The sequence below is a fragment of the Clostridium sp. HBUAS56017 genome (assembly GCF_007115085.1).
Lineage (GTDB): Bacteria > Bacillota > Clostridia > Clostridiales > Clostridiaceae > Clostridium > Clostridium cibarium.
In genome coordinates, this window is record NZ_SULK01000004.1 from 187,139 (window position 1) to 207,647 (window position 20,509).

At 27.7% G+C, this 20,509-nt stretch carries 16 protein-coding genes and 1 tRNA gene; 2 read left to right on the forward strand and 15 right to left on the reverse strand.

Annotated elements, in window-relative coordinates; translation table 11 throughout:
• Positions 1–5: 5 nt before the first annotated feature.
• From FAY47_RS06050 to FAY47_RS06080, 7 genes are all read right to left on the reverse strand, one after another.
• A complete protein-coding gene (locus FAY47_RS06050) occupies positions 6–980 on the reverse strand; it encodes a serine hydrolase (RefSeq protein ID WP_185966743.1) in 975 nt (324 codons plus the stop codon).
• 18 nt (positions 981–998) lie between these two features.
• A complete protein-coding gene (locus FAY47_RS06055; protein ID WP_143315676.1) occupies positions 999–2,798 on the reverse strand; it encodes a MutS family DNA mismatch repair protein in 1,800 nt (599 codons plus the stop codon).
• Between the two features lie 136 nt (positions 2,799–2,934).
• Entirely contained in the window at positions 2,935–3,807 is an 873-nt protein-coding gene (locus FAY47_RS06060; protein ID WP_143315678.1) for a zinc ABC transporter substrate-binding protein, read from the reverse strand.
• 81 nt (positions 3,808–3,888) lie between these two features.
• The gene (locus tag FAY47_RS06065) at positions 3,889–6,603 is read right to left on the reverse strand and encodes an AAA family ATPase (protein WP_143315680.1); all 2,715 of its coding nucleotides are present in this window, start codon (positions 6,601–6,603) and stop codon (positions 3,889–3,891) included.
• On the reverse strand, positions 6,593–7,726 hold the full coding sequence (locus FAY47_RS06070) for a metallophosphoesterase (RefSeq protein ID WP_143315682.1): 1,134 nt from the start codon (positions 7,724–7,726) through the stop codon (positions 6,593–6,595). The genes FAY47_RS06065 and FAY47_RS06070 overlap by 11 nt, the downstream gene beginning before the upstream one ends.
• 243 nt (positions 7,727–7,969) lie before the next feature.
• Positions 7,970–8,158 (reverse strand): alpha/beta-type small acid-soluble spore protein, encoded by a 189-nt coding sequence (locus FAY47_RS06075; RefSeq protein WP_143315684.1) that lies wholly within the window; start codon positions 8,156–8,158, stop codon positions 7,970–7,972.
• A gap of 271 nt (positions 8,159–8,429) precedes the next feature.
• A tRNA-Trp gene (locus tag FAY47_RS06080) sits at positions 8,430–8,505 on the reverse strand.
• Positions 8,506–8,669: 164 nt separating this feature from the next.
• On the opposite strand from FAY47_RS06080, the gene FAY47_RS06085 reads away from it, so the two are divergent.
• Positions 8,670–9,737, forward strand: a complete 1,068-nt coding sequence (locus FAY47_RS06085; protein ID WP_143315686.1) for a nitronate monooxygenase — start codon at positions 8,670–8,672, stop codon at positions 9,735–9,737.
• Positions 9,738–10,057: 320 nt separating this feature from the next.
• Here the strand turns inward: FAY47_RS06085 and FAY47_RS06090 are convergent, their stop codons facing one another.
• The 7 genes from FAY47_RS06090 to FAY47_RS06120 form a co-directional block, all read right to left on the reverse strand.
• The gene (locus FAY47_RS06090; RefSeq protein ID WP_143315688.1) at positions 10,058–10,870 is read right to left on the reverse strand and encodes a hypothetical protein; all 813 of its coding nucleotides are present in this window, start codon (positions 10,868–10,870) and stop codon (positions 10,058–10,060) included.
• Positions 10,867–11,589 (reverse strand): hypothetical protein, encoded by a 723-nt coding sequence (locus FAY47_RS06095; protein WP_143315690.1) that lies wholly within the window; start codon positions 11,587–11,589, stop codon positions 10,867–10,869. Before FAY47_RS06095 ends, FAY47_RS06090 begins: the two co-directional genes overlap by 4 nt.
• A gap of 40 nt (positions 11,590–11,629) precedes the next feature.
• Complete coding sequence (locus FAY47_RS06100) at positions 11,630–12,532, reverse strand: ATP-binding cassette domain-containing protein (RefSeq protein WP_143315692.1); 903 nt, start codon at positions 12,530–12,532, stop codon at positions 11,630–11,632.
• A gap of 632 nt (positions 12,533–13,164) precedes the next feature.
• Positions 13,165–14,424, reverse strand: coding sequence for an ABC transporter substrate-binding protein (locus FAY47_RS06105; RefSeq protein WP_143315694.1), 1,260 nt, complete (start codon positions 14,422–14,424; stop codon positions 13,165–13,167).
• A 27-nt stretch (positions 14,425–14,451) separates the two neighbouring features.
• Positions 14,452–16,479 (reverse strand): methyl-accepting chemotaxis protein, encoded by a 2,028-nt coding sequence (locus FAY47_RS06110; protein WP_243129558.1) that lies wholly within the window; start codon positions 16,477–16,479, stop codon positions 14,452–14,454.
• A gap of 195 nt (positions 16,480–16,674) precedes the next feature.
• The gene (locus FAY47_RS06115; RefSeq protein ID WP_143315698.1) at positions 16,675–16,902 is read right to left on the reverse strand and encodes a TIGR04540 family protein; all 228 of its coding nucleotides are present in this window, start codon (positions 16,900–16,902) and stop codon (positions 16,675–16,677) included.
• 154 nt (positions 16,903–17,056) lie between these two features.
• Positions 17,057–17,230: a (2Fe-2S)-binding protein gene (locus tag FAY47_RS06120; protein WP_143315700.1), complete on the reverse strand. Its 174-nt coding sequence runs from the start codon at positions 17,228–17,230 to the stop codon at positions 17,057–17,059.
• Positions 17,231–17,445: 215 nt separating this feature from the next.
• Between FAY47_RS06120 and asnB the strand changes: the two genes are divergently transcribed.
• Positions 17,446–19,284, forward strand: a complete 1,839-nt coding sequence (gene asnB / locus FAY47_RS06125; RefSeq protein ID WP_143315703.1) for an asparagine synthase (glutamine-hydrolyzing) — start codon at positions 17,446–17,448, stop codon at positions 19,282–19,284.
• A 52-nt stretch (positions 19,285–19,336) separates the two neighbouring features.
• Here the strand turns inward: asnB and alr are convergent, their stop codons facing one another.
• Positions 19,337–20,497, reverse strand: coding sequence for an alanine racemase (alr, locus tag FAY47_RS06130; RefSeq protein ID WP_143315705.1), 1,161 nt, complete (start codon positions 20,495–20,497; stop codon positions 19,337–19,339).
• Positions 20,498–20,509: the final 12 nt, after the last annotated feature.

Genomic DNA, 20,509 nt, shown 5'->3' on the forward strand with positions numbered 1-20,509 from the left:
AAAAACTATAGCTTGTCCAACGTAATATCATAAATTACTTTAGAAATATCAGCTATGTTTTCTCTACCTTCTTCCATAACATCCTTTGTATAGATACACAATATATATGGCCTTTCACTATATATTACACCAATATCATTAACATAATTCTCATAATCACCAATCTTATGAGCAACCATATTTTTAGGTATTTTTTTATCTAACCTATCGTGAGTATTAGTTTTTAACATTAAATTAATAATATCTCTATAGTTATTATCTTCTTCTGCCTTCTCATATATCTTCTTTAGCAGAATACCACTTTGCCTTGGAGTAATAAAATTAGATTCTCCTATCATGCTTATTTCTGTTAAATTATAAATATAAGAAGAAACACTTCCTATAGATTTTTTTAACATAGATGTAGCAATGTTATCCGAATCTTCTATCATATATTTAAGTAGATCAATTACCGGAAATTCATCTCCCTTTGAAACTCTTCCCTGTAGTTCCCCTGCTCCATCACAATTATCTGACTCCTCATATTTGATTTTTGTATCTTTTGTAATCTCATTATTATCTAACTTGTCAGCAATCATCATTGCAATAGGTACCTTTATAGTACTCGCTGCATGAAACCCTACATCTGAATTCAATGTATATTGTAGTCCGCTGTTTATATCATAATAAAAAATCCCGTATGACTCCTTTTTATCTCCTACAATTTCACTTACCTTTTTAGATATTTTGTTAATCTTCTGCATTGAAATTTCTATATCTTCTTCTTTTTTTCTAATACTTTCTTTTTCTGCTTCTTCATTTAAATTACTATGCTCTTCAACATTTTCTTCTCCTTGAGTATCTACCTGTTTACTAAAGCATAGGAGTGAAACTGATAATGAAATCATAATAGTAGAAATTAAAATGATGACTATTTTTCTATAGCTTCTATCATTCTGCTTATAATCTTTATTATAGGTCCCATTTTTTTTATGTTTCACCACCATCATCCTTATCATTTACTTTTTTATTTCTATTCCAGCAAGTTTCATTAAATATACTGCATTTTGAGTAGTACTTTTTCCTCTTCTTAACTTATAATCAAAGTTTATTTTATTATCCTTATAATATTCTCTAAAATTATAATTTTCTATTTCCTTCATTTCTTCTTCTAAATCACATAATTCTAAATCATGAGTTGACAATAATCCTGTTGCTCCATTATCAGCTAGTTGTTTTACTAAAACTGTTGCCCCTGTATGCCTATCCTTAGAATTTGTGCCCTTAAATATTTCATCTAATAAGAAAAATAACTTTTCTCCACGCTTACATGCTTCTATAATAAGTTTTATTCTTAATATCTCAGCATAGAAAGAAGATATACTTTCTTCCAGGTTATCCTTAGTCCTCATGCAAGTATAAATGTTCATTATACTACATTTAAAACTTTTTGCTGAACATGGTGCTCCTATATAGCTTAATATAAGATTTATTCCCACAGTCCTTAAAAATGTACTTTTACCTGACATATTGGATCCTGTAATTAAAGTTATTTGCTTAGGCTTTATTAATTCATAATCATTTGCTACAGCTCTGTCACCGATTAATGGATGTTTTATTTCCCTACCAACAACTCCACTTTCATCTGTTATTTCAGCATAACACCAATCTTCATAATCAAAACTTAAGTTAGAAATACTTGCAAGAGCATCAAATTCTCCCATGACTTCTAACCAATTTTCAATTTTTGAACCATTTATTTTTCTCCATCTGTTTAAATTAAACAATATAAACACATCGGCAAACACTACTACATTCAAAATAAAGAAATAGGCATTTCCTGCTGAATCTCCAACCCAATCAAGTAAATTAGATAACTTTCTCATTTCATTTTTACATAATAAACCTGAATCATCTTTAAGCTTTTCCTTTAATCTATTTAAATAAGGGCTATTAAAACTTTCATCTTCTATCAAAGTTAATATATTAGAATAAGCTTTAACACTATTTTTTATTGAATTAAATAATTCTATAACTTCATTTCTATCCTTTGTTAATACTTTTATCACTACATAGTTTATCATAAAATTAAGTATTAAAAATGAAAAAGGTATTACTTTCACAATACATAAAAATATTATTACAGCTGTAATTAAAATGAATAAACTTGCAACTCCAATTCTTAAATTGTCTCCGGTTGAACTTTCTTTTCCCCATTTTATTAATTCTTCAAGTTCTTCACCTTTTTTCTTTTTGAAAGTTGCATCTACATATAATTGCTGTCTCCATTTTACCTTTTCTCCTAACTCTTTAATAGATACTTGTCTTTCTTTAATTGAATTTTTATTTGGTAGTTTTTTTAATGAAAGTATTTCTCCAAGTTTTCTTCTTCCACTTAGAGTTCTTGTAGTGTTTATCATTTGAAATAAAGAGTTTTTCCCGAATATATCTAAGTCATCTGCAAATGCGTGATTTTCTTCAAGCAATTCTTTCCCATCATCTTCAAATTCCTTATATTCTCCCTTTAATCTTTTCAATCCTTTTTCATTAAATTCTAATTCAATATCTAACTTTTCTCTCTTTCCTATAATCTTACCGTGTATAAATGCCACAGCCAAAAATATTAATGCCGTCATAGACAATATGCCAACAGCTGTTAAGAAACCTTGACTTTTATAACTTCTGTAAGAGAAGATTAATCCTGATATAAGGATTACAAGTCTACACCATCCTATCACTTCTATTTTTTTGTTTAAATTACATATTTCACTTTTATTTTTTTCTATATTTTCATTGTAAAATGCCTCTGCTCTACTCATATATTACCTCTCATTTCTTTTATAATTATAAGATAGCACAATAAATAGGAAAATCCAACACTTCCTAATAATTTCCTTTAAAATTTATACTTATTCGCTTAAATTTAACATAAAAAAAAGCATCTCCAAAGAGATGCTATTTAAGCTCTGCATATATTTTTTCATAATTATCTTTCATTGCTTCTATATAACTCTTGCCTTCAACCTTTGTTTCTAAAGTATGTATAGGTACAACTTTACCATTAATAGCTTTTGCTAATGTATCCGAATCCTTTTGAGATTCACTTCCTTCTGAGAAAATTATCTTTATATTCTCTGACTTGCAATAATTAGCTAAGCTCTCCATATCTTTAAAAGTAGTTTCTGCTTCTTCATCAAAAATTCCTTTAATGGCTTTTTGTTGTAGTCCATAATCTCTACAAAGATAAGCAAAAGCCTCATGACTAGTCACAAAAGTTTTACCTTTAATACTAGCAAGTTTTTGTGAATACTCATTAAATAATAAATCTAATTCTTGTTTATACTTATTATAGTTTCCTTCATAATACTCTCTATTTTCAGGATCAGCCTCTATTAGTGCATCCTTTATGTTATTACATTCGTTAGTAGCTTCCTTCAAACTTAGCCATATATGCGGATCTTCTACCCCATTATCTACTATTATATTTCCATTTTTACTAGCATCGATTAATTTAGTATCTTTATTTCCTTCCTTAACTTGATCTAGCCATCCTTCCATGCCTAATCCATTATATATAAATAACTTTCTATCACTTAATGCCTTTTTATCTGATGGACTAAAATCAAAGTCATGAGGTTCCATATTCTCCTTAACTACAGTATATATATCTACCTTATCCCCACCGATTATTTCAGTAAATTCCTTTAATGGACTTATTGATACTGCAACTTTTAGTTTATCTCCATCATTTTCAGTACTTTTTCCACATCCAACAAATAACATAGGGATAGTCATCAGTATTAATATCTTTGATAAGAACTTTCTCATACTCCACCTCTAATTGCACATAATTTGCATTTGCAATGCTATTTTATTTTAGTCCTACCATTCTAAATTGTCAACATTAATTTATAGAGCTATAAGATTATATTCTATTTTATTATTTTCTAATATTTCCTTCTCTAATGTATGACATGTAAATATCAAGCCTTGTCCTTTTATTTTTTCATTAATTAGTAGTAATGCCTTTTCTCTTCTATGGTTGTCATATTGTACAAATGCATCATCTAATATAATTGTCCTCTCTTCACCATTAAACAATATATCTATTAATGCTAATCTTAAAGACAAATACAGTTGATCTAGAGCTCCATTACTTAAATAATTTCCTGCAAATAAATTATTCTTATCTCGAACCATCATTTCATAATTCTCCCCTAGTTTTATTTCTTCATACTTTTCTTTAGTTAAAACTTTAAATATGCTCGCTATATTATTATTTAAAGTTGGACCAACCTCTCTACGCACTTCATGAAATGATTCTTCAATAGCTTTAATTGCTATATCGAGCGATTTTACCTTCTTTTCATCCTTTTCTATTTCTGACTTAATATCTTCAATTTCTTCTTCAATTAAAATTAAATCTCTTTTTCCAATATACCTATTTGCTATTTTATTTTCTAAATCTTTTATATTTTTTTCTATTTCAATTAATTCTTTAGATTTTCTCTTTTCTTCAACTTCAATCTCTTCTTCTGACTCATAAGAATATTGATTGCTTTCATTAATAATATCCTTAAGTTCATTTTTTATTTCATTTATATCTCTATCTTTTAATAATACTTTATAAGTTTCTTCCATAGACTGTAGATTTGCATGTATCTCATTTTTCTTTTTTATTTTCTCTTTATATTCTTTAATATAAATCTCAATATCCAATAAGTTTCCTAAGTCTAAATCCATTATCTCTAATTTAGCTTTTAGTTTTTTCTCTTTAATTTCTAATTCTATATTGATATTCTTTATAGAATCAGCTAACTGAAATCTTTTTTCTTTAATAGCCTCTATGGTTTCACTAATCTTTGAGTATATACTTATTGCTTCAAGGACTTCCTCTAAATCTTTGCATGAAGATAATCCTATAAGAGAATCTATCATTTCTTTATTTTTATTATATTTATTTAAAGTTTCTTCATACTCTCCTTTATCTATTATCTTTTTCTTTTCTTCTAATCGCACTAAAATTCTTTCTTCATATTCTTTGTAGATAGAATACTTTTTTATTGATGTTATTAGCTCTCCATAATCATTTATTTTTAGCTTTATCATGGTTTCATCTAATACTTCTTCAATACTATTAATTTCTTTTCTAAGCTTCTCTATTTCCTTTTCCTTATATTTCATCTGCTTTTTCCTGCTATTAGTCATTAATATTATGGTAGCACCTGTTATCACAGATATACCTCCTATTATCATAAATGGCATACCGAAAAAAAACATAGCTAAGCCAATAGCTAAAAAAATCCCCCCAATTAAAACTTTAAAATTTTCCTTCTTAACATCTACTTTTGAATCAAAATTTATATCATTACTCTGTGCAATTGTCTTAATGCTCCTTAATTTTACATCATATAAATTAAATTTTTCTTCTATATCTTCTTTTATATTTTCTAATGCTATTATATTTCCCAATAAATTTCTTTTATTGTTTAACTCTCTCTCATCCAAAACTATAGAATTATCTATATCTTTCATGTAAGAAATCTTATCTTCTAATGTCTTCTGCTCATACTTTATCTCAATAAGTCTCTCTTTAATATTTTCCCCAAATAAATCTAAAAACTTATAGTTTTCTAACTCTATTTCATTATCTTTTAGTTCCATGTTTTGCTTTGTTAGTTCTTCATTAAGCTCTTCTTTTTTATCTAACAGTACCAGATATAATCTATTAACTTCCTTTAAATCATCTATAAATGCTTCATCTATTATATCCTTACCATTTTCCAAATCATTTTTAATCTCTTCTTCTTTCTTTTTAAGTTCTTCAGATTTCTTAAGATATTCAGTAATATCCTTGTATTCTTTCTGAAGATTAACTCTTTTTAAATATTTCTTATATACCTCAAGTTTTTCTATTTCGTTAATTATTCTTTTTCTATCAGCCTTATGTTCTAAAAGTTTATGTTCTAAACCTAAATTTTCTTCTGAAAGCTTATATCCTTCATATCTCTCTTCTAAAAGAGATGAATGCTTTTTTTTCAAAAGATCTAAAGCTCCAACTCCCCTAGTAGTTACATATTCTTTTTTTATGCTCTCTAACTTCTCTAAGGCTTTTGCTACTGGCACTTCATGTTCACTACATCCCAAAAGAGCTGTAATCTTATCCATAATCTCTTCTTCTTTATCTTTTGTAAATGAAACTGCTAGTTGTCCTATATATAACGTCTTTTCAAATGTCGCTCTATTTATTCCCAAAAAATATTTACCAGGCTCATCTTTATTTATATTCTTCTCTTCTTCACCTGTTAAATAATCTAACACCATTGAAATATCTTCTTTTTTAGTCTTTCCAAAGCTCCTTTTTATGAGGTAATCCCTTCCATTATGTTCAACTACCAATTCTCCTTCTATATGCCTATTATTAAATGGCAAATACTTTTTCCTATCACTTTCATTTTTACCTCGCTTAGGTGACAGCCCATAAAGCATAATCTTAATATAAGACTCTATACGACTTTTCCCAGTTTCATTTTCCCCATAAATTAAATTTAAACCTTTTTCAAAGTTTATGATCTTTTTCTCAATGCCAGCAAAACTATCAATTTTTAACATCTTAATAATCATCCATATTTACCTCCCCCTCGGTAAGGCTACTCATACCAATCTTGAAAGCCATCTTAATGACTTCTCTTTCTTCCTCCGTGCTTGACTCTTCCAACATCTTTTGAATCTTTTTTGCAAATATAGCTTTCACTGAATAACCTCTAGAAAGTTCTTCTATATTTAGCTTAACTGATGTTTTATCTACAATCTTGCAATAATAAAAATGTGAATTAAGTTTCTCATCTAAAATTCTTTCATCTATATTAAAGTCTCCTGAAATTTCACCATGCAAAATAATCTTATACAAATTTTTTTGTCTTTCCTTTTCCTCTATTGAAGTTAAAATTATATTTTTAACCTCTTCATAACCAAAAGAATTTGAAATATCTATCTTAATCTCTTCATAGTTTCTTTTTGAAGTCTTAATAAATTGCAAATCTACTATACCTTTAGATATAAACCCATAAATTATTCCCTTGTCACCAAGCTCATCAAACCCTCGTCCTTGAGGATTTCCACTATATGCATAATAAGTATATCCTTCTTTATTAATACCACTAAATCCATGCCTGTGTCCAAGTGCTATATAATCCATTCCACTCTCCCTTATTTCCGATAAAGTAATTGGATTATACTCATTTCCTTCACTAGAACTAGATATTTCACCATGAAGAACCATTAAGTTTATTTTATCTGAATTGCCGTCAAATCCATCTAACATAGATCTTCTCACATATTTATCTACAAAAGCCCCACCCCATACATTAACATCTAAATCATCCACATATACCTTTTCTATTTTAGATGTAAAAATATGAACATTCTCAGGCCACTTAATTAACTTGTAAAAAGATGTATTCATATAGGGATCATGATTCCCAGGACTTATAAATACTTTTGTATCCTTTATTTCTTCAAAGGCTTTTTCAATAAAATATAAAGTATCCTTACTCAATGTAAAATTATCAAAGATATCCCCAGCTAAAAGAAATATATCAACAGATTTTTCTTTGCAAAAGTATATGATTTTCATAAATACTTCTTTTAACTCTTCTTTACTAAATTTTCTTTGTTTTTCTCCTACTTCTTTAAAAGGAGTATCAAAATGAAGATCTGCTGAGTGAAGTATTTTTATTTTTTTCATTTTATCACCTTTCTCATCGAACTTTTGTTCTCATTTTAACATAATGTATACTTAAATAAAAGAAAGCTTGTCCTTTTTATATAAAAATATTCTTACCATATTTAACTCTATTATAATTCCATACGTAAAAATGAAGAGGATGACTTACGTCATCCTCTTGGTAGTTAGAATACTTTATGTAACATTTTGGTGGTGTAATTTCCATAAATGATTTACCTTAATTTAAGTAAGGTTAGTAGGTGTTTACTTTATCTTACTTTCGTATTCTTCCACCATTCTCTTTACCATTTCGCCACCTACGGAACCACATTGTCTTGAGCTTAAATCCCCGTTATAATCTGAAAATGGAACTTCTAGCTCTTCAGCTACTTCGTTTTTTAATTTGTTTAAACCATTTCTTGATTCTGGAACTAATGCTTTATTACTTGACATTGTAAATCCCTCCTCTGGCTTACGGTTAGTAAGTTAATTAAACCCCATTGTTTAATTAACTTACATTATTATATTATCCTTTATGAAAATTTATATTCTCAAAAAAAACGGTACTATAACCATTTTTCCCCTAAATCTAATTTAACAACATTTTTTAAATCAAAAAAATAATATGTTCATATAAATTGAGTAATACTAAAATATAAGCTATAAAATGCATTACTTATTTTTTTATAAAAAAAGTATCTAGATAAAAATCTAGATACTTCTATGGCAGGGGCACTAGGACTTGAACCCAGAACCAATGGTTTTGGAGACCACTACTCTACCAATTGAGCCATACCCCTAAGACGAGTTTTATTGTATCATGTTTACTAACAATTGTCAATAAATTATTTTTAGCAGTCTCTATCTTCTTAATTTAGTTGTATTGTTACAAAATATATTTTATAATATGAGTATATTTTGAGTATCAAAATATTTTATAGTCAAAAGAAAGGATGTAATTTAAATGAATATTAATCCATTAAAGATAGGTAATTTATCTTCTAGACTTCCAATAATCCAAGGTGGAATGGGTGTAGGCGTTTCTTTATCAGGTCTTGCTTCAGCCGTTACTAATGCTGGCGGTATAGGAGTAATATCCTCTGCTCAAATAGGATTTAGAGAAGATAACTTTGAAGATGATTCTATAAATTGTAACTTAAGAGCTCTAAAAAATGAAATTAAACTTGCTAAAGAAAAATGCAATAATGGAATTCTTGGTGTTAATATAATGGTTGCTACAAAAGGATATGCCGAATATATTAAGACAGCTGTGGATTCTGGAATAGATATTATAATATCAGGAGCAGGACTACCTACCATGCTTCCTAAACTAGTTAAAGATTCTAAAGTTAAAATAGCCCCTATAGTTTCATCTCTAAAAGCTGCCAAAGTTATATTAAAGCTTTGGGATAAGCATGATAAAACTACAGCTGATATGGTTGTTATTGAAGGGCCAAAAGCTGGTGGCCACTTAGGATTTAATGCAGATAACTTAGATGAAGAACAATCTAAATTTGATGAAACCATTACTAGCATAATAGAAGAAGTAAAAAAATATGCCTTAAAATATTCTAAAGAAATCCCAGTAATAGTAGCTGGTGGAGTATTTGATGGTAATGACATTGCAAAATACTTAAATCTTGGAGCTAATGGAGTTCAAATGGCTACAAGGTTTGTTGCTACAGAAGAATGTGATGCTTCTATAGAATTTAAAAAGGCATATATTAATGCCAAGAAAAAAGATATTTCTATAGTTAAAAGTCCTGTAGGAATGCCTGGAAGAGCCCTATTAAATCCATTTGTTGAAAGAACTAAGCTAGGAAAAATTAAAATCACAAAATGTTTTAACTGTTTAACCCCATGTAATCCAGCAGATACACCATATTGTATTACTAAAGCATTAATTAATGCTGTTAATGGAAATTTAAATGAAGGCCTAATTTTCTGTGGTGAAAATGCCTATAAAATAGATAAGTTATCTACTGTCAAGGAAATTATGGATGAGTTAGAAGCTGATTTACTAAAATCATAATTTTAACAAAGTAACTATAAAATACCTAAAGATTCTCTAACCATTCATAAAAAAATATGTTTTCGAAATTAATGCTTATTGAAAATGAGCTTATAGAAGCAAAATATTTTTCTATGTTCAAGGACAATATAAAAAAGAGCTGAGCAGCAAGGAGCTGATTTCTAGATTAAACAGGAATCAGCTTTTTTTAGATTCCATTCTAGCTTAATGAAAGATAATACTTCTATTTCTTAATTAATAATTTTCTGTTACTTATCTTTAGTTTATCTCACAATTTAATTGTACAAAAAAAGAACCTATATTTAATAGATTCTGTGAATTTAATATTTATACTCTATTTTTTTAAAAATTATTTTGCCAATAAAGAAAGCTAATATAAAATATATTAAAGAAATTGAATTACAAATTGCTAAATCAATAAATTTTATATTTTCAACTTGCTTACTTGCTATTATGGATATTATTCCAATTGGTGAAAAATAATCAACCTTAACTATCTTGTCTAAAATACCAACAGATATACACAATCCTACTCCCACTACCGTTCTTAGGGCTCTATTTCTAATAAACATTGATATTAACCCAACTATAAGATTAAATGACACAATCGGAAGAATCGATGACAGGTAAATTATCAAGCTTCTAAATATACCTTGAAATTTTATATGAAATACAATACTACTACTTATAAATCCTAAAACTAAATTAATAATAACAATAATTAATGAAAATATTATTAAGTATACTACCTTAGCTTTAAACAATGACTCGCCTCTTGTATCAAGATTAGCAAAAAACTTCAAATTTCCACTATAAAAATCTTCACCAAAACAATCAACAGCAAATATAGTCACAAATATTAAAAAAAACGGTATTCCAGACTTAAATATAAAACTTGTAGAATAATTATCTAAAAATATTATGCTATTCATATTTTTTAACTGTTCTTTCCATTCAACACTATATTTTTGAGCTTCAATTGAATCTGCTATTGCATAATTTTTCATAGCCATATAAATATATAAAGTTGCTATTAACATAGTAATAATTGTAACAAGTAATACATAAAATTTCTTTTCATATATCATTTTAATAAATTCATTTTTTATTAATTTTATTAATTTTATTGTCAATATATCATCTCCTTTTTAGAAAAACTTTTAAGAGCAACTGGAAACAAAATCAATATATATATTAATAGTAACAGAATATGAAACTTATCACTTGGCAAAACATATTTATTAGTACTTATTAATATAAAATCTCTTAAAATACTGATTGGCGTTATATCATAATAAGCTCTAAAAAAATAATCAATAGCTATCAGTAAAATAAATGTTGCTATGGATATTATCATACTATTATCAAACTTTACGGATATTAACACGTAAATAAAAATGACAGGTAACATCCCTACAAATAATGTCAAATTTAAATTTACAATCATATAAATTTCATTTTTTAAAATAGCATAATCTTCACCTTTAATAATCAAGTAAACGATTGTTAATATTATACCCGAGCTAAAAATTAGAAATAAAGTTACAATAAAAATCATGAATAATTTATTGATAAATATTGAAATTTTACTTAAATATATATTAAAAAACTTCAAATTTCCTGAAATATAATCATCAGTAAATATATCTGATACAATTATAGCAATCATTATAGGGATTATATAAATATTTGTATTACATGTGTATTTATAAAAATATACATATAAATTTTCAGTTTGTGCTCCTCCCAAATTCAAAAACACACTTGTAATAATTGTAATAGCAGCTATAATAGAGAAATAAACAACCCATTTTGTTGTTGTAAAAAACTTAATAATTTCATTTTTTAACATTGTAAACCCACTTTCCAATAAACCTTTATAACCTGATTAACTATAATATCTTTTTACTACACTTAATAAAGTAATCTTCTAGAGAATAGTTTTTCTTAGAAATTGATAAAATGGCAATATTGCTTTTTACAATTAAATCATTGATTAATTTAAAATCACCACTATTTATCTCTATACATATCCCTTCATCTGTCTCTATAATATTCAAAACCTTAGATTCTAATACCTTCCTTATTGAATTTTTATCTGTAGTTATTATATCGTAAGATTCTCTACCATTATCTAATAATGAATTTATACTATTTTGAAAAATTATTTTCCCGTTGCTTATCATAGCTACTCTATTACATAAGTTTTGAACTTCATTTAGAATATGAGAGCAATACATAAAGGTAGTACTCTTCAATCCTGCTAAATCTTTTATTAACTTTCTCATTTCTATAACGCCCTCTGGATCTAATCCATTCGTTGGTTCATCTAATATAACAATTTCAGGATTATTTAAGAAAGCTCTAGCAACTGCAAGCCTTTGCTTCATTCCCATAGAATATGTACCAACTTTCTTATTCTTATCTCTAGATAAATTTACCATATCTAATACTTCATCTATTCTTTTCTTATCTAGATTTAATATATTTGCATATAATGATAAATTTTTGAAGCCTGTTAAATATTGATAAAAGCTTGGATAATCAATCATCGCTCCTATCTTTGAACTAATAACTTTAGCATTATTAATACTATTCACCCCTTCAATCAAGACTTCTCCTGAAGAAGATTTAAGAAGGCCTAAAATTGTTTTTATAGTTGTAGTTTTACCTGCTCCATTTGGCCCTATAAACCCATATATATCTCCTTTATATATTTTCATATTTATATCAGTAATTACATTTTTATCATTGTATTTTTTACTTAAATTCTTAACTTCCAAAATTGGCTGCATTACTTCACTCCCTTTTCTCTATTTTTAATTATTTTTTTATTATCAATAATAGCATTATAAATATAAAAACTTTTATTTTAAAAACAAATGATAAAATGTTACAACTATGTTTATAGTCTTCAACCATTTGCTTAACTATCCAAATCACTTGAGATGAAAATGTAAATGCCATTACTATAATACTAATAATCATATATATTTTTATTACCATTCTCTTATTACTAAATATACTTTTAGGAGAGTGTGTTATTGATTTTCTCATATTAGGTATCCTTAAAATCGTAGATAAAATAAAATATCCATCAGTAGGCACAAAAGGAGAAATATTTATGCTAATGCTTATAAGATTAGCTTTATATATTTCACACTTACATTACAATACTTATATATCCACAACACTTTCCATATTGTGTAAAACGGTTTATATTTACAGTATATACCTCACTATAATTCTGTAAACTCATTACTATAATTCTATATTATATTAACTTTACATGTATTTTACTTTTATAATATTTATCTTTCCTAAACCTGAAAAAATATATATAATATACTTTTGTTAAATAGTTAAAAATTAATACAAAAATAAAAGCACTATAGGTTATTTTTAATACGCTATAGCACTTGTATTATTACTTCGTAACAGTCTCTAAAGTTTTTATTAAATTATTATATGTATTTGCTGCGCACTGCTCAGGTGTAGATTTATTATATGTTATCTCTTCAATAGCTGTTTCACAAGTATTCTTTATCAATGTATTTTCATAGTATGGACTAATTAAAATTTCCTTTACTCCATCCTCTTTTTTACTTGCCTCATATTGTAATCCACTTAATACATTCCCCTCTTCCAATGCTTTATAGCTTGAAGTACTTGTTGGTAATCCTCTATCCATTCCAATTATTTTAGCTGCTTCTTCATCATTAAGCATAAAATCCATGAGCATTGCCGCCTCTTTCGGATGTTCTGTATTCTTACTTATAGTATATAACATAGATGGTTTAACATAGCTTATAGGATTAGCTCCTCCAGATGCTGGAAAAGTTCCACTAAATAAATCTCCTTTTATCTTTTCTGTACCTGATTTCATTTTTTGTGCATCTGTAGACCATGATATAGTTGCTCCAGCTTTACCACTATTAAAACTCGAATTATCATCCTTACGAGTCGTTGATGGAAGTACCTTGTTATCCACTAGCTTTTTATAAAATAACAATAATTCTTGTATATCTCCTTGTGTAAATCCAAGACTACCATCTTCATTTATAAAATTTCTGCCCGTCTTTTCTTGTACATAAGCCATACATAATCCCCATGCATTGAAGGAATCAAGATCTAAAGGATATGTATCTCCATTAGTCTTACTTCCACTTGCTATTAAAGCATCCCACGTATCATATCTATTTTCAATAAACCCACTACTAACATTTTTATTATAATAAAGTATTTTCGCATTAGTTGATATAGGAATTGCATTTAAAATATTATTTTTTGTTCCATAAGCCAAAACTTCTTTGGGGAAGTTATCAAACTTTAACGTATCTGATAACTTGCTCAAATCATAAAATCCCTTTCCATCTTTAGAATAATTCTCAAGCCAATCGTAATTTATCTGCATAAGATCTGGCTCATCATTTCCTGCTATCTTCATGTTCATCTTCTTCTTAAAGCCTGTCCATTCACCAAATTCAGCTTTAACTTTTATATTTGGATTTTTTTCTTCAAATAATTTCACTGCTTCCATAGTTTTATCATATCTAGATTCTGTTCCCCACCATGAAAATCTAATTGTAACTTGTTCTGATTGATTTTTGCTGCTAGTTTTTCCACAAGCACATAAACTTATCCCCATGATACAGCATATTAATAGCCCTATTACCTTTTTATTCATAATTAAATCCTCCCATCCATCTAATACTTAAATTCTAAACTTGTTAATAGCTTTTTCTAGACTTTCTGCTGCTTTGCTTAACTTATTAGAACGCTGTTCTAAATTTTCAGCGTTAGCTGTTTGCTCCTCAGTAGCAGCTAAAACCTCTTCTGTATTAGCAGATGAATTTTCTGTAATTATCTTAATACTATTAGTTGATTCAATAGTCTCTTTCTTTTGCATATTTATTTCGTTCATTAACATTTCTATGTTGTTTATTTCACTTGTTATTTTTTCAGTAGAACTTATTATATTGGAAAATGAATTGTTAGTAAATTCTACTGCTTGTGTTTGTTCATTAAATACCTTTTTTGAATTATATATAAGTTCTATTGCTGCATTTGCTTTTTCATATACGTTTCTAATTACCTTATACACATCATCAGTTGATTTTTTTGATTGTTCAGCTAGCTCCTTAACCTCATCTGCTACAACTGCAAATCCCCTGCCACTTTCTCCAGCACGTGCCGCTTCTATTCCAGCATTTAAGGATAACAGATTAGTTTGTTCACTTATTTCTTTAATTAATTCAATAACTTGTTCAATTTCTTTTATACTTTCACTTAAAACATTAATGTTAAATGTTATTTCATCCATTATCTCATTTGTATTTTCTGTTTTCACCTGAAGAGTTTGTACTATATGCAATGACTCATCACCAACATGTTTTGTTTCATTAGATATAGATGTAACATTTGAAATATTAGAAATAATATTATTAATGCTTGCTGCCAATTTATCCATCGTGGAAACTGTCTTTTCTAATTCATTTACTTGGCTTAAAGTTCCAGTAGCTATAGCTTCCATAGCAGTGGAAACGCCCTCTGAAATACTATAAGCTTGACTTGACATATTCTTTATTTCATCTGATTCATCTATAACAATCTTAGAAACATTCTTTGTCTCTTCAATTAAGTCTCTAATTTTTCCTATCATTACATTAAAACTGTTACTTAACACTCCAATTTCATCTTCACTTGTATAATCAGTTCTTACTGTTAAATCTCCATCTTCTGCTTTTTTCATTTTAGTAACTAACTTATTAATTGGCTCTGATATTTTTTTCGCAAAATATATTCCAAATAGACCTGAAAAAATTATACATACTATTGTAATTATTATTGTAAATATTCCCGTTGTTTGTACTTCACTCAAAATATAATTTTTAGGAATGGAATTTACTAATCCCCATCCATTATCACATGTATTATAAATTACTAAATCTTTACTTAATTCAAATGTCTTAGAAGATGAGTCTTTTATTTTCTCACTTACTTTTCCATCTAATTTCTCACCTATCTCATTACTGTTTGTAGAATATATAATATTATCATCATCACAAAGTCTAGTAACAGTTCCACTATTATCACTTAATTCATTAAATATTTCATCTAATTCATTTGTATATATAGAAGTAATCATCATGGTACTATCTGTAACTTGTTTTGCATAATACAATCTACTATAGTTTCCGTCCTTACCTGTAAACCACTTTCCTTTACTCTTAGTAGTACTAACCTTTTCTTGAATTTCTCCATATAAATTTTTCATATCATATAATTTTTTAGTAGTTTCACTTATCTTACCTATAGTACTTCCATCATTATATACTAATGCAAAGTCAGTAAAATTTTGTAGTAAACTTATAGAAAGTAAATATTCTTCAATATCGTTTTTCTTTTGCTGCTTCTCATAGGGATCAATATTTGTACCTGCTGAATTAAACACCATTATTTCATCCTTTGCAAATACTAAAGATGAAGCATTCTGAATTTCATACAAGTAATTATTTATGCTTAATTTAGTTTGAGAACATACTCTATTTGATAATTCTGATACTTTATCTGTTAATATTCTTCTACTATTTGCATATGTTAACGTAGCAATTAGCATTATTGGTATACATGCTATTAATATGTATGTGAATGTCAACTTCCCTTTTAAGGATCCTTTAACTGTACTAATGCCTTTAAATCCCTTAACTCTCACTTTAATTTTCTTGGTTTCCTCTCCCACTTTTTTATCCCCCTTTAATTTACTACTACTTTTTAAATACAAACACTTGTGTAAATGTTAACAAATCAATTATACCACTTTTTTACACAGAAAAAAAACTGTCTTAAAACTAATTAAAATAGAAGTTAAAGGAGATACTTGTATACAACTCCTTTAACTTCTATTTATTAGCTCTAGACAGTTAAATATAATATTCTAAACTCTTTCTGCTACTATTTTATTTATTATTTCCTCTCTTTCAGCACCTAATACTATTAGTAGTTTACTTTCAATATGGCCATTTTTATATACCTCATTAGCATCTACTATCTTAAGTATTTTCTCAGTCAACTTTTCATAACTCATTAGATCATCTAAATATAGATCAACCAAATCCTTTAAACAAGTTGCTAACTCTCTTGGGTTCTTATAAACTGCTCTCATAATGTACTCCTTAAAATTTTATAGCATTTTTTGTATTTTAAAATATATATAATTATAAAATATTATATTATCCTTAGCAACGGTATTTTAAGAGCAGAAAGCTACTATTAAAGAATAATCAAATATTTAAGCTCACATTTAAATAAATTATCTTCTATTTATTCTCCAAAATTAGCATTTCAATTTTATTTCTACATCTTAGACCACTACATCCACCTGTGCCAGCCCCTGTTTTTTCCTTAACTTCTATAAATGAAGTTGCTCCATCTTTTATTGCTTCTATTATTTTTTCTTCTGATATACCTCTGCATAGACAAACATTAGACATACTCAAATCTCCCTTCTAAATTTAATATATATTGTTATTAAAGAATAATTATTATTATTTGTCAATACAGATTTTTTATTTTTTTATTTCTTTATTCATATAGCAATACTTATTTCATAAGTTCTACATACAATAATGTAACTATGTCCATAATAAAATCATATTTTATATCATATTACTAATTACTTAAATTTATAAGAAAAGAGGAAATAAATATGTGTGGTATTGCAGGATTTATTAATTTTAAAAAAAATATTTTAAATGATAAACCTATTTTGGAAAATATGGTTGATACCTTAACTCAAAGGGGCCCTGATGCTTTTGGACATTACTTATCAGAAAATGTTTTATTAGGTCATAGAAGATTAATAGTTGTTGATCCTAAAGGTGGACTTCAACCAATGATAAAAAAAGTAGAAAATAATGAATTCGTGTTAGTTTATAATGGTGAACTTTATAATACTGAAGATATTAGGAAAGATTTACTTCAAGAGGGTTTTACCTTTAACTCTTATTCAGATACAGAAGTTCTTCTTACTTCTTATATGTGTTGGGGAATTGATTGTATAAATAGACTTAATGGAATATTTGCTTTTGCAGTTTTTGATAAAAAGAATAATAGAATATTTTTAGCTCGTGATGCTATGGGGGTTAAACCTTTATTTTATACAATTAAAGATGATACATTTATATTTGGCTCAGAAATAAAAACACTACTTGCTCATCCTTTAGTTACTGCATCAATAGACGAAGAAGGCTTAACAGAGCTATTTGCTCTTGGACCTGCTGTTTCACCTGGTAGTGGAGTACTTAAAGGAATAAAAGAAATACCCCCTGCAAATTATTTAATAGTAACTCCTGATGGCATTAAACAAAAAGAATACTGGAAGGTTGTTGCTAAAGAGACCCTAGAAAGTGAATCAGAGATAATATCTCATACAAAAGATCTTCTTGTTGATGCTATCAAAAGACAACTAGTAGGTGATGTGCCATTATGTACCTTCTTATCTGGAGGACTCGATTCTTCAGCCATATCAGCAGTTGCATCTACAGAATTTAGAAAGAAAAATAAAATATTAACAACTTTTTCTATAGATTATGAAGATAATGATAAATATTTCAAATCATCACTTTTTCAACCAACTTCTGATCAATATTGGGCAGTAGAAATGTCTAAATTCTCAAAAACAAACCATAGGACAGTTACAATTAATCATAAAGACTTGGTTAATTCTCTAAAAGAAGCAACCATTGCAAGAGACTTACCTGGAATGGCTGATGTAGATTCTTCCCTTTACTTATTTTGCAAAGAAGTAAGAAAGGACTTTGTTATAGCCTTATCTGGTGAATGTGCTGATGAACTTTTTGGAGGATACCCATGGTATACAAATTCTGAAATGAAATGGGCCGATACTTTCCCTTGGTCTAGATTTATAAGTGATAGAATTTCTATATTAAATAAAGAGTTAAAACATCTTAAGATTCATGACTTTGCACAAGAGCAATATCATAAAACTCTAAAAGAAGTTCCACATTTAGATAATGAATCTAAAGAAGATTATAGAATGAGAGAACTATTCTATCTTAATTTAAAGTGGTTTATGGTTACATTACTTAATCGTAAAGATAGAATGAGTATGTCAAATTCACTTGAAGTAAGAGTTCCTTTTGCTGATTATAAGATTGTTGAATATGCTTTTAATATCCCATCTCATATTAAATTATTAAATGGAAGAGAAAAAGGTCTTCTTAGAAAATCACTTGAAGGAATACTTCCTAAGGAAATTATCTATAGAAAAAAGAGCCCTTATCCAAAAACTCATAATCCAATATATACAGATTATGTTTGTTCTAAGATGAATGATATTTTACAAAATTCTGCTTCACCTATATTGCCTCTAATTGATAAAGATAAAATTAATGAAATAGTTAAAACTAGAGGCTCAGCTTATAAAACACCTTGGTATGGGCAATTAATGACAGGACCTCAGCTTATAGCTTATTTAATTCAAGTAAATACTTGGCTTGAAAATTATAAAGTATCTATTATGTAGTTTAAAAAACACAATACTTCATATTTTTATATGATGTATTGTGTTTTTCTTATTATATATAATTTCTTATATTGATTATTTGTCCATCTTTTAAATATACCCTAGGAATTCTTTGCTTTATCATACAAAGTATTTCATAATTTATAGTTCCCATAGCTTCTGCAATATCATCTGCATTATACTTTAAACTTCCTTCTGATCCTAATAAAATAACTTCATCACCTACAGATACCTCTCCTATATCAGTAACATCAATCATGCACTGATCCATGCATATCCTTCCAACAACATCTGCAAATTTTCCATTTATTATTACTTTAGCTTTGCCACTTAAAAGCCTTGAATATCCATCTGCATAACCTATAGGTATTGTTGCTATGATACTCTTTTTGCTAGTCTTGAATCTTCTGCCATAACTTACATACATATTTGCATCTAATTCTTTTACATGGCAAACCTTTGTTTTTAAAGTTAACACATTTTTTAAGCTTAATCTACCTTGCTTAACTTCATTTGATGGATGATACCCATAAAGTATTATTCCAGCTCTTACTGCACCTAGATATGTTTCTGGCAAATCTATAATTGCTCCACTGTTAGATACATGTTTTAGCGGAACATTAATTCCATTTTCTAAAAGTCTTTTATTAAACTCCTGAAATTCAGAAAATTGCTTATAAGTATATTCCTTGTCTTCCTCATCAGAAGTTGCAAAATGAGTAAATATACCAACTAAATCTATTCCTTCTAGCTTTGCAATATTACAAACTTTATATACACTTTCATCACTAGGTAAGAATCCTATTCTCCCCATTCCAGTATCTACTGCTATATGGATCTTTGCTTTTTTTCCTAATTTCACTGCTATTTTTGACAATTCTTTTGCATATTCTAAGTCATAAACAGTTTGTTCTATTTCATTATTTATTAATAAATCACCATATTCTAAAGGTGTATATCCTAATATCATAATAGGAGCATTAATATTATTATTTCTAAGCTCCATAGCTTCACTAATCATTGCAACTGCAAGCTTTGAAGCTCCATTTTCAAGTAAAGTTGGGACTATATCTACAGCTCCATGGCCATAAGCATCAGCTTTAACTACTGCTATTATTTCTTTACCATTTACTAAATTTCTAATATTCTTTATATTAAATTCCACAGCATCTAAATCTATTTCTGCCCATACTGATCTCATAATTTTGTCCATTTTCTATATACC